General features: G+C 60.9%; 9 protein-coding genes. 1 reads left to right on the forward strand and 8 read right to left on the reverse strand.

The genetic code is table 11. The features are described 5' to 3' along the window. The 5 genes from ABX749_RS07905 to ABX749_RS07925 form a co-directional block, all read right to left on the reverse strand. Window positions 1-245, reverse strand: a 245-nt coding sequence (locus ABX749_RS07905) for a hypothetical protein (RefSeq protein ID WP_372895496.1), incomplete at its 3' end; no start/stop codon positions are given. A gap of 147 nt (window positions 246-392) precedes the next feature. Continuing rightward, window positions 393-1,634: a Glu/Leu/Phe/Val dehydrogenase gene (locus tag ABX749_RS07910; protein WP_372895497.1), complete on the reverse strand. Its 1,242-nt coding sequence runs from the start codon at window positions 1,632-1,634 to the stop codon at window positions 393-395. A gap of 71 nt (window positions 1,635-1,705) precedes the next feature. Further along, a complete protein-coding gene (locus ABX749_RS07915; RefSeq protein ID WP_372895498.1) occupies window positions 1,706-2,662 on the reverse strand; it encodes a zinc dependent phospholipase C family protein in 957 nt (318 codons plus the stop codon). Window positions 2,663-2,694: 32 nt separating this feature from the next. Then, entirely contained in the window at window positions 2,695-3,705 is a 1,011-nt protein-coding gene (locus ABX749_RS07920; RefSeq protein WP_372895499.1) for a mechanosensitive ion channel family protein, read from the reverse strand. 84 nt (window positions 3,706-3,789) lie between these two features. Then, entirely contained in the window at window positions 3,790-5,115 is a 1,326-nt protein-coding gene (locus ABX749_RS07925; protein ID WP_372895500.1) for an acetylxylan esterase, read from the reverse strand. 128 nt (window positions 5,116-5,243) lie between these two features. On the opposite strand from ABX749_RS07925, the gene ABX749_RS07930 reads away from it, so the two are divergent. Continuing rightward, window positions 5,244-5,777, forward strand: a complete 534-nt coding sequence (locus tag ABX749_RS07930) for a DinB family protein (protein ID WP_372895501.1) — start codon at window positions 5,244-5,246, stop codon at window positions 5,775-5,777. A 173-nt stretch (window positions 5,778-5,950) separates the two neighbouring features. Here the strand turns inward: ABX749_RS07930 and ABX749_RS07935 are convergent, their stop codons facing one another. The 3 genes from ABX749_RS07935 to ABX749_RS07945 form a co-directional block, all read right to left on the reverse strand. Continuing rightward, a complete protein-coding gene (locus ABX749_RS07935) occupies window positions 5,951-7,369 on the reverse strand; it encodes a tRNA modification GTPase (protein WP_372895502.1) in 1,419 nt (472 codons plus the stop codon). Between the two features lie 10 nt (window positions 7,370-7,379). Then, on the reverse strand, window positions 7,380-10,154 hold the full coding sequence (locus ABX749_RS07940; protein WP_372895503.1) for a protein-disulfide reductase DsbD domain-containing protein: 2,775 nt from the start codon (window positions 10,152-10,154) through the stop codon (window positions 7,380-7,382). Between the two features lie 80 nt (window positions 10,155-10,234). Next, window positions 10,235-11,272: an aminoglycoside phosphotransferase family protein gene (locus ABX749_RS07945; RefSeq protein ID WP_372895504.1), complete on the reverse strand. Its 1,038-nt coding sequence runs from the start codon at window positions 11,270-11,272 to the stop codon at window positions 10,235-10,237. Window positions 11,273-11,507: the final 235 nt, after the last annotated feature.

Below are 11,507 nucleotides of genomic sequence, written 5' to 3' on the forward strand. Positions count from 1 at the left end.
CCGCCGCGGACCCAACCGAGCGTCGCCAAGGTGAACGTGGCCAGGGCGACGCCGAGGTATCCGAGGGTCCAGCCGAGCGATCGTGATTCGGCCCAGGCGTACCAGGCACCCAGTGTGGCGATGGCGATGATTGCAACGGCCACGATCAGCAGCATCGGGGACCTGGATCCCGTCACCGCCGAACGCAGCAGGTAGGCGACCGCGACGGCAACGACGACAAGAAAGACTGCGAGGGTGGCACCCATGTTGGAACTCGTCCGGCAGGTGGTGATGGTCAGTGCTTCATCGGAGCCCGCCGAACGCCTTTGATTCGGAAGTTCCTGTGGTTCGGCCGCGATTGTCCGAGTTTTGTGGGGCATGCGGTGCATGCTCGATGTGTCGCGCCGCGTGACCTACGTCAATCCCGCCAGTTCGGTGGCGCGGCGGACGCGAGTGATCCCGATCATGTATGCGGCCGTGCGAAGGGAGATGTCCTGTTCGTGTGCGTTCTGCCAGACGTGTTCAAAGGCTTCCGAGAGCGTTCGATCCAATTCTTGGCGGACGCGGTCCAAGGTCCAGCGATAGTGTTGTCGGTTCTGGACCCATTCGAAATAGCTGACCGTCACACCGCCGGCGTTGGCCAGAATGTCGGGCAGGATGGTGACGCCGTGGTCGTGCAGGATCTTGTCGGCATCGGGATCGACCGGGCCATTGGCGGCTTCGATGATCGCTTTGGCCGAGATCTTCTTGGCGTTCTTTTCGGTGATCACTCCGCCGAGCGCCGCGGGAATCAGGATGTCGACGTTTGGCAGGGTCAGCAGTGCATCGGTCGGTAAGACGTCGCATTCCTTGAACCCTTCCAGCAGCCCGTAAGGATGTTGCAGTTTGTGATGAAGTGCGGCGGCGATATCCAAACCTTCTTTGCGGTAGTATGTCCCGGTGATGTCACTGATCGCGATCACGGGGAATTGTGCTTCGGACAGGAACTTTGCCGCATGGGATCCGACGTTCCCAAAGCCCTGGATGGCGATGCTGGTTGCTTCGGGTTTCATGCCGAGTCGTTTGGTCAGCTTGACCGTCAACGTGCCCACGCCGCGGCCGGTCGCTTCTTCGCGGCCCTTGGCACCGTATTCTTCGACCGGTTTGCCGGTGATCACGGCGGGATTGAACCCATGGTATTTTTCCCACTGGTTGCGAAACCAGGCCATCACGCGATGGTCGGTGCCCATGTCGGGTGCGGGGATATCGGTGTCGGGTCCGACGATGTCGTGGATTTGGTCGACGAACACACGGGTCAGCCGTTCCAGTTCGCGCGTCGACAGCGATCGCGGGTCCACGCCGATCCCGCCCTTGGCGCCTCCATAGGGAAGATTGACGACGGCGGTCTTCCACGTCATCAGACTCGCCAGCGATCGCGTCTCATCCAAATTGACTTCGGGGTGATACCGCAAGCCGCCTTTCATCGGCCCGCGGCTGTTGTCGTGCTGGACACGAAATCCCACAAAGGTGGCCAGGGAGCCGTCATCGCGTTCAATGGAAACCTGGACCCGGATTTCCCGTGACGCCATCAGCATCGCTTCGCGTGCCTGGGGGCTCAGATCAAGATGTTCGGCAGCGGTGTGAAAATATCGGCGAGTCGCCTCGAAAGCTCTCATCGTGATCGCCCGGATGGTGTGGTGAAGGGGATGCGCTTCAAGTGTAGCTTGGGGTGTAGCGTGCTGACGAGTCAGGCTGCGGCACGGCGGGTCTGCTTGCGGCGTTTTTCGTCGTGACGGATCGCGATCACTCGCCGTTTGATGTCGACTTCGTGGGGAAGCCACTCGGACAGGCTACCGGTCTGGAAATATTCCTCGGCCAGTGCCCGGATCGACCGCGTCTGCACGTGTCGCCTGACTTGTTTTTTCCAAACCGCGATCGGGGCTCGCAGCGTCGCGCCGATCAATGCCCATCCGCAGCGGCATTCGGGGATCGGGTATCCGGTGTAGGATTCGGTTTCTTCGGCCGCCCGATCCAGGATCAGGCTGACCGCGGTGATCGCCAAAGAGAATAGTTCTGCCAGAGACGTGAGGGTGTGTTCGTCGATCCCCTGGCGGGGGTCTCGCACGCCGTCGTGGAAACGATAGTGTCGGATCAGCCGATCGCAGTGCCCGTGGGCGTGACGCGCCATGTGCATCATCAACGAGCCCAACCAACCCGGGTCGTCGGCAAGTTGAATGATGACGTTGATTTGATCGTCATGCCATTTCTGTCGGATGCGATCGTAAGCTTGATCGACACTCCATTCCAACGGACGGTGAATCAACGCCTCCCGCTCGGTGCTGATCGTGTGCAGGGGCTGGGCCATGTCGGTCACGTAGTGCGACAGCACCCCGGCGGCATGGGCCGCATCACGGAACCGTTCTGCGCGGAGGTATTTCTGCAGGCGGTTGTACCACTGGTGGGCCACGCGTGGAGCGCCGCCCCAATAGCCCTCGCGAACATGCAGAATGTGATTCTGGTAATCACGAAACCGCACGTCCGGGTCGATTGCACCGCGGAGAAACGATCGGTGGTAGTACAGCAGCCAAGCGGTGAACCGTTTCCCGGCATCGGAGCGGATCATCGGCAACGCGTCGATCGCGAAGCGCTGGTGCGTGCCTTGGCAGTGCGTTCGGCGAATGATCGCGTGCAATCGATTGGTCATGGCGTTGGCAAGCAGGATGCTTACCCCACTGCTTAAGACGCGTAGGGCAGGCTGCCGTCACGGCGAGCCGGTCGCATGCGTGGACGCGTGGGGACGTGTCGGTCGGTCCCTTGCACGTCGGCCGCGTCGATGCGGTTGAGATGAATGTCCATCTGCGGATAGGGAATCCCGATGCCGACCGCGTCGAGTTGCCGTTTGATTTCCGCGGTTAAGGATTCGGTCAGTTTCCAATAGTCGGCCGACTTGACCCACATGCGGACTTTCCACTCCACGGCGCTGTCGCCAAGGTTGCCGAGAATGACAGCGGTGCCGCGGCCTTCGCCATGAATCGTTTGCTGTTGGAACACGTCGGCGGCGGCTTGCAAAGCGTGTCGGGTTGCATCGATGTTCGCGTCATAGTCGACGCCGACGAGCACCTCGACACGGCGATGGGCATGGAAGCTGATGTTTTCGATCGTGGCGCCGCTGATCGAACTGTTGGGGATGATCAGTCGCCGATTGTCGGGGGTGTCCAGCGTGGTGGTGAACAGGTCGATTTCGTTGACCTTGCCTGAAACGCCCGCGATGTTGACCACGTCGCCGACTTTGAAGGGACGAAAGACGATCATCAACACGCCGGCGGCAAAATTGCTGAGCGTGCCTTGAAACGCCAAGCCGATCGCGAAACCGGCGGCCGCCAGAATGGCCGCCATTCCGCCCAGCGGTGCACCCAGCTTGCTGGCCACCGCGGCGATCAGACTGAGCATCACGCTGTAGAAAATGGCGGTCCCCACGAACCGTCCAAAGGTCTCGTCGATCCGTTCGCGGATCGGCCGGCTGATGATTCGCGACACGTACTTGGCAGCGAAGTAGCCGCAGAAAATGACGGCCAATCCGAAGCAGGCCGGAACCAGGTTGGGCAGCACGGTGTTTTCGAGGTACTCGGTCACGCCCTGGAATTCACCGTTGAGCATTTGGCTGAGCACGCCGTCCAGCGCCGATTCGTTCGTCGTGTCGCCCGAGGGCGTGTCTGTCGTCGGAATGCTTGCTTCTGCCAGCAACATCGCGATTCATCCTTGAATGGCGGGAGAGGGTCCTGTTCGAGCCGGCTATACAAAATTTGCCCGGCCCGCGTAAAGTGACGTTTTTCAGCGACCGTCTTTCAAGTGCCGATCGGCGAAGTCCAGATATTGCTGCCAGTCGTAGTCGGTCACGGCGTGCTTGCCGGTTCGCAGGTGATAACCGATCACACCGCTGTTGATCGGTTGTTCGGCCGCCGGCATCTTGGCCGGCGGTGCGTCCCCGCCCATGCCATCGGTGCCCAGCAGCCGGTAAATCGGATCGGCCGCGGCGGCGGCCAGAAACTCGCCCTTGGGATCGGCCCATTGATCCTCGGTCGCACTGGCCACGTAAATCGGACGCGGCGCGGCCAAGGCGATCAGTTCGTGTTGGTCGACCGGACAAGCGTCTTCGTTTTCGTTGTATTGGGTGAATTGGTCGCAGAACCAATGGGGAAAGGCCTCGTTGATTCGCCCGACCGTTTCACCGATCGCACGCCGCGACAGAGCGGCGCCGCCACACCCGGAATTGTTGCTGATGACCATCGCGAAACGCGGGTCCGTCGCGCCGGCCCACAACGCGGTCTTGCCCAGACGCGAGTGACCGAGCACGGCGACCTTGGCGGCATCGATGCCCAGATCGGTCTCGGCTTCCAAGCAATCGAGTCCGCGGCTGAGTCCATACGCCCAGGCGGCGATGCTGCCCCAGCGTGATTCCGGCGCGACGTGGGCGACTTGATCGCCGAGCGTGCCATGGATGCCGTTGTTGAACCCGTCGTCGAAGTCGGGGTCGATGTCACCGTAATAGAGGGTCGCCACGGCGTAGCCGCGTTTTAAAATCATCTGCAGCGGCCACCGTGAAGCCGTGGCGCCGCGTGATTTTTCATTCGCCTTGTTGCCGTCGGTCGTCCCGTCCCTGCCGACGCGAAACCAGCCCGGGTTCAATTCGATCTCGGGATCGTCGTCGACGCCGTGATTGCCTTGGAAATTCAGTCCCAAAAATGCAGGCACCGCGCCGGCTCGTTGCTTCGGCACGTAGACCATCATTCGCATCGACGTGGCGTCATCGGCCGAGCCGAACAACACATCGATTTCGGTGCGGGTCGCCAAGCCGTCGAACACCGTTTTGCTGCTGACGTGTTTGCGGCGAATCGGACACGGCGGCGGTGATACCCCGTACACATGTTTTTCAAACAGTGCCAACAGTTCGGGCCGGCGCACGGTGTTCCACTGCTCGGCCGTTGTGACCGGTGAACCGCTTTGGGTGACCAACGGATCCGGCAGGGTGTACTCCGGAATCTTTGACTCGTCATAATTGGGCTCGAAACCCATCACGCTGCGATTGGACGGATGGAACGACAGCACGAACATTGCACAGAAGGCGACGGTGAATCGTGTGGAGCGAGACGTTTGCATGTCGATGGCCTTTCTAAAAAATGCGTGACGGGGCTGCCCATGGTGAAGGACGGCCTGAGATTGTAGAACGATCACCTGGCGGCGTGGCCGAATTCCTTTCCCCGTAAAAAAATACCCCAAGACCATCCATGAACCATTTAAACCACGTGATCGGCAACGTGATTGCCGCGTCGGCGCGACTCGGACTCGGTTATGCCGAACGCATGTTGACCGACGTCCGCCCCGATCAATTTGCGAGATTTGCAACCGCGGACGGCCAGGTGGTCGAGTCCAATCACCCCTGCTTCATTCTCGGGCATCTCAGTTTGTATCCCGAACGGGTCGTCACCGAGTTGGGCAAGGACGCGTCGGCGATCCGGCCGAGTGAGACGTTCAGCAAGGTATTTAGCAAAGATGCCAAGTGCGTGGACGATGTCGACGGGACGCTGTACCCGAGCATGGACGAAGTCGTCGCGGCATTCCGCAGCGGATACGAAAAAGCGATCGAAACGGTTGAACAAGCCGTGGATGATTCGTTCCTCGTCGAGAATCCCAACGAAGCGATGCGGGCGAAGTTTCCGAGCATGGCCTCAGCACACGCGTTCTACCTGGGTGGTCACATCATGTTGCACATGGGTCAGTTCAGTGCCTGGCGACGGATGATGGGGTTGGGACCGGCGTAGCGTCGCGCGTCCGCACGACGTGTTAGCGGAACGGCGCGAGCCGTCCGGTCGCGTTTCAAAAACACCGTGAAAGACCGGAGGGCTCGCGCCCTGCCGCTAAAACCTCGCCAAACACGTGAAAAAAACGCTTCACCGCGATACCAGTTGGACACGCCGGCGAGGGCGTGACCTGTTTACTTGCCGATACAGAATCGGCTGAAGACGCGGTCCAGAATATCATCGGTGTAGACCGCTCCGGTCACTTCACCTAAGGCGGACGCGGCCAGACGGAGTTCGGAGGAAACATACTCGTGGCCGTCTCCGCCGCCGACGTAATCAATCGCTGATGCGATCGCCGTCTCGGCCGCGCGCAGGCTGCCGGTGCAGCGGGCGGCCGTCCCCAGAATCGAAACACCCTCGGAGGCATCCAGGGATTCAATCGCGTCGGTGATTTGTTGCCGCAGGGATTCGATCCCGGCGCCGGTCAACGCGCTGGTGCGGATCCATGGATCGGGCGCCGGCGGGTCCGCCGGTGTTTGGTCGCCTGATGAATCGCTCAGTGAATCGCATTTGGTGGCCACCCACAGATCGATCGCCGGACGTCGTTTCTCGTCGGCGAGCTGGTGCATGGCACGATAGGTCGCCTGCCATTGGCGGGATCCGTGGTCGACGCACCACAACCGGATGTCTGCTTCGCGGCCGGCGCGGTCGGCTTGCAGTTGAGCTTGATGCGAAATCTGTTCCAGGGACGAATCGCCGGCGGCGGTTTCGATCCCCGCGGTATCAACCAGCATCACGTTGTGTTCACCCCACTGCATGGGCACGGAAACCACATCGCGCGTCGTCCCGGCTTGATCGGCGACGATGGCGGCCTCGTGACCGGCCAGAACGTTCAGCAGTCGACTCTTGCCCGCATTGGGTAATCCACGCAACGCAATGATCCATTGCGACTTGTCTCGCGTCCGCTGTGTCAATTGTTCGCGCGTCGTTGCCAGCGTGGATCGGATCGAATCCAGTCGTGCGACCAGATCGTCATCGCTGATGAATTGAATGTCTTCGTCGACGAAATCCAGCCCGGCTTCGACGTCGGCCAACAGGTCCAACAATTGGCTCCGCATGAATTCCATCGGTCGCGAAAGGTTGCCGGCCAGTTGACGCAGCGCGTGATCGAGCGAGCCTCGTCCTTCGGCTTCGATCACCCCCAAGACCGCTTCGGCCTGAGTCAAATCGAGCCGGCCGGCGAGGAAGGCGCGCAAGGTGAATTCACCCGGTCGTGCCGCGCGTGCACCGAGTTCGATGGCACGTCCGACGATCGCGCTGAGAATCGGCATCGAACCGAAGGTGTGGATTTCCAGCGACGGTTGACCGGTGTAGCTGACGGGCGTCGGCCAGACGAGGGCGCGGACGGGGATCTCGCCCAGCGGGCTGCCCAAGTTGATCGTGCCGTCGACGCAATGTGCGGATCGCTCGCTCGTCGGATTGATTCCCAGCTGTCGCGTGATCTCAATCACGTCGGTCCCCGAGAACCGGACCGCGCCGCGCGCCGCGGGCGTGGTGGATGACCCGATCGCGACGATCGTGTCTTCGATCTCGATAGCGCTGCTGAATCCCATTGCCGCGCGATCAGTGGCTGGTCGTGACCGCGGGATCCGGCTTGGATGTCAAACGCGCGGCCTTGGTCGACGAACGCGACACCATCGACGCATCCAGACTGGGGCCGGCCTGTTTCAATGCATCGAGAACCATCGATTGTGTCACGATATCACGCAGCACGATCGGCTTTTCCGGCGCGGTTCCCGGATAGATGGCCAGCAGCGGGATCGATTTGCTGCCGAATTCCTTCTCCAGTTTTTCGACGATGTCTTCGGGCAGGTCGGTCATGTCGGCCAGCATCGGAACCGCATCCAACTCGGCGAGCAACTCGCTGGTCGGCTTGGTGTCCAGTGCGATCTCGGTATTCAAAATACAGTTGGGGCACCAGGCTGCGGTGAAGTCGAGCATCACGGTGCGGCCGGCTGCCTGATGTTCCTGAAGCCGTTCTTCGTCAAACTTTTCCCAGCGGACATGGTCGTCGGCGACGTACTGGACTTGGCCGGGCCCGACCACCGGAGCCGGGTTGCGTTCCAGATACGCGAACGCCAGCCAGCCGATGGCAACCGCACTCGCGACACCCAGGCTCCAGCCACGCAAACGTTTTTCAATCGATTGCCACGGCGGCACTTTTCCGATCACCCAGCAGCCGAACCAGACGCCGATCAGCGTCACAAAGACCGGCAACTTTTGCTCGTCGCTGAATTGATTGAAGAAGTACGCGACGGTTCCCAAGAACAGGAACGCCAAGAACTCTTTCAGCGTCACCATCCAGTTGCCCGGCTTGGGCAGGAAGCCGACCAGCGACGGAAACAATCCCAGCAGAATATAGGGCAATGACATGCCCAGTCCGACCGTCATGATGACGAGCGCCGATTCGACGGAATTGAGATAGATCGTGTACCCGAGCGCGACGCCGAGGAACGGGCCGCTGCAAGGTGTGGCCAGGATCGTGGCGAACGTTCCGGTGAAGAACGCGCCGCTCAGGCCTTCTTTGCTCTGCAGGTTTTCCGACGACTTGCCCGTCGCCAGACCCGGTGTCGGCAGTTCCCAGACACCCAGGTACGACAGCGCCAGGGCAAAGATCAGCACGGTCAATCCGATCCGCACGGGGAAGTAAGCGAATTGTTGGCCCCAACCAAACGAAAACACGATGGCCAGCACAGCCAGCCCGGCGAATACGGTCAGGATTCCGGCGACATAGGCAAAGTTCAATAGCGCCACGCGGCGGCGGTCTTCACCGGCCTGTTGAACGAAGCTCAACACCTTGATCCCGATGACCGGCAACACGCAGGGCATGAAGTTCAGGATGAACCCGCCGCAGAACGCGAGCAACATGATAAAGGGCAGCGACGCTTTCGGGGTATCGCCGGCCAGGGCGACCGTATTCGTCTCGGCGTTCTCGGTCGGTTGGGTTTGGACGACCGGATCGGCGGGCTGCGTCGCGGGTGCGCCGGGGATCGTGTCGGTGGGATCGACAACATTGACGCCGGGTTGCCCCGCGGTCGGTTGCTCCGCGTCTTTGTCCAAGTCATCGACCCACTTCGTTTCCGCGGCCTGATCGATCGCGGTGACAAACTTGGCAGACTTGATTTCGATCGGACCGAGCGTCGCGTCGGCTTCGTTCGCGACTGTCACCACCGCACTGAACTCGAAAGCCATCGGTTGCAGACAGCTCTTGTCGGTGCAAGCTTGGTAACAGACATAGCCTCGGATCGGGTAGTCGCCCGCCGCCGTCCCCGCAGGGATCTTGATCGGCACCGACCAGGTCACCTGGCCCTTGTAGTACTTCACCGGTGGCGTGTCGGGCACACCGGGGATGGAGGGGAACAACGACTTGGAAATGATCGGCTGGTTGGCGTTGGGGTGACCGACCAGCAAGCCGCTCTTTTCGGTGACGACGAAGTTGGTCGACGATTCGGAATCATCGACCACACCCTTGTAGACGTGAAAGTCGGCTTCGGGGGTGGCGCGAAAGACCAACTGGCCACGCCCACCGGGGACGACCGATGACGAGACGCCGGCGGTCCAGGTGACGTCGTAGTCTCCGTCGCGAAACGTGGTCGGTTTGGCGTTCGGATCGGCCAGCAACTTGGCGGCCGTTTCCGCCGTGACGGGATTCGCCACGAACGATGTTTCAGGTTCGTCGCTATCTTGTTCGGCGGACGTCTTGTCTGGCCCGGCGAAGGTGGCGGTCAACGTTTCATCGGCCGGCAAACACGACCCGTTGGTCTGGCACACCAACGCTCTGACTTTGACTTTAATCGCGTCTTGGAACCCGGCCGGCAGCTCGATCGGAGCCGACCAACGCACGACGCCTTCGTGTTCTTCGATCGTCACGCCCGGATAAACATCCGAGACGCTCTTCGTTGGTGGTTCGTCGGGTTTGAAATCGCCGGCAATCGAAACCGACTGCGGCGACGCGATCGAAAACTTGGTTGCCAGCGGACCGCCGGGCGGTTGAGTGGTTGAATAGATGTGCCACGATCGACCCACCGTCGCTTCGATGTCCAGTCGTCCGCGTTGCCCGTTGGTGACATAGCTGGCCGTCCAACTGACCGGATCTTGTTGGGCGTCGGTCAGCCCGCCGAAACTGATGCCGCCGAAGACGTCACCGGACTGGTCCAGCGCGGAGGCGTCGAACGTGCCTTGGGCCAATGCGCTCGACGGACCCAACGGGACGATCCCGGGCAGGGCCATGGCCAAAACGGCGACACCAAGCACCGCCACGCGACGCACCGTCTTGTGAAGCATCGCGGTGGAGAGCGTTGCCGCGCGGGAGGCCCTATCCAAAGACGTCGTGGTCATAAAGGAATGATTTCTTTTCATAGTGATCGTATCGTCACGGTGATCGCCACCACGAGTTTAGTTGTGGCGGCTAAAAAACGTCAACGTTTCGTTTGCCCATCAACTGATTCGATTAATCGGTCGAGCCGTTGGGAGACAAGCTGCAAATCGGCAAATTGCCTCGACTCGCCGACGAGCCAAACGACCCAATTTGCCAAGCTGATCCAAAGTGAGGTCTCAGCGATCGTCAGTACCAGTGTACGAAACTCTGGAGCATCAAGCTCCGGTAGGACTGACTGTCCGATGCCAATCTCTGGGATGCCGAACGTCCGGTCAGCGGCTGAGGGGGCGTCGAGCTGGCGGGGGGCCGACTGGCTTGATAATGACGCTTCGCAGCGGTAATCCGCCACGATTCGATCAATGGTCTGCACCGGGGAGTCGCGGAATTGTGAAAAACTGGTCGCCCAGCGGGCCAAGTCGACCGCAACCGTGTCGACCCGCAGGGCGTCAAAATCAATGATTCCGACCACTTTTTCCGCTGAATACAGCATGTGTTCGCGGTGAATGTCCCTGATAACGTACTGCAGCGGCAACCGCTGGTTGGCCAGTGGCGTCAGGGCCTCGGTCAATCGCGGGGCTGTGGTCGGCCACCGCTGTTGCAACAACCGACAGGCTCGGACCACGGGGGCCGCGACACTTGGGTGCACCCGGTCCTGCAGATCGGTCGCCAGGCAACCGGGCAACTGCTGATTCAGCCACGCGACACGCTGCAACCGTTGGGCGATCGCGGGGGCCGGTTGCTGCCAGCGGCCCAGTCGCCCCATCACATGATGCAATTGAGCGATCGCCGCGGCACCCTTGCCGATCAAATGCAGCGGTGCGGTCTCAGCAAGCGGTTGCCCCGGCATCCATGTCGCCAGCTCCCAAATGCGTCCCGAGGCGTCGATCGTCAGCGACGCACCATGTGGATCGATCGGTTGGTATTTTGGTAGCAAATCAAACGTGGATGCGACCGCCGAGACGACCGCGTGGATCTCGTTGACGCGCTGTTCGGTGGTGCCGTCGGGCCAACAACGCAGCACGAGCGTTTCCTCGCCGCTGCAACGAAACACACGCGCGCCGCTTAAGCCGGGCGGCATCGGCGTGATCGATGTCACACCGTGTCGTTGCAAGCCGCGTCGGATCTCTGCAGGGATCATCGTCGAATGAGTGGGATAGGCGTTCGCGACGTTGGGGCGCACTAGCGCTCTGGCCACATTTACATTTTGTGTTAGCGGAACTCAACAAGCGTTTCCGGCTTCTGCTACGGCTTCAACCCTAAGATCCGATCTTGACGAAGCACTCCAGCAATTTCACGGCGCTACCGATCGAAAA

It is taken from the genome of Stieleria sp. (genome assembly GCF_041595215.1).
GTDB lineage: Bacteria > Planctomycetota > Planctomycetia > Pirellulales > Pirellulaceae > Stieleria > Stieleria magnilauensis.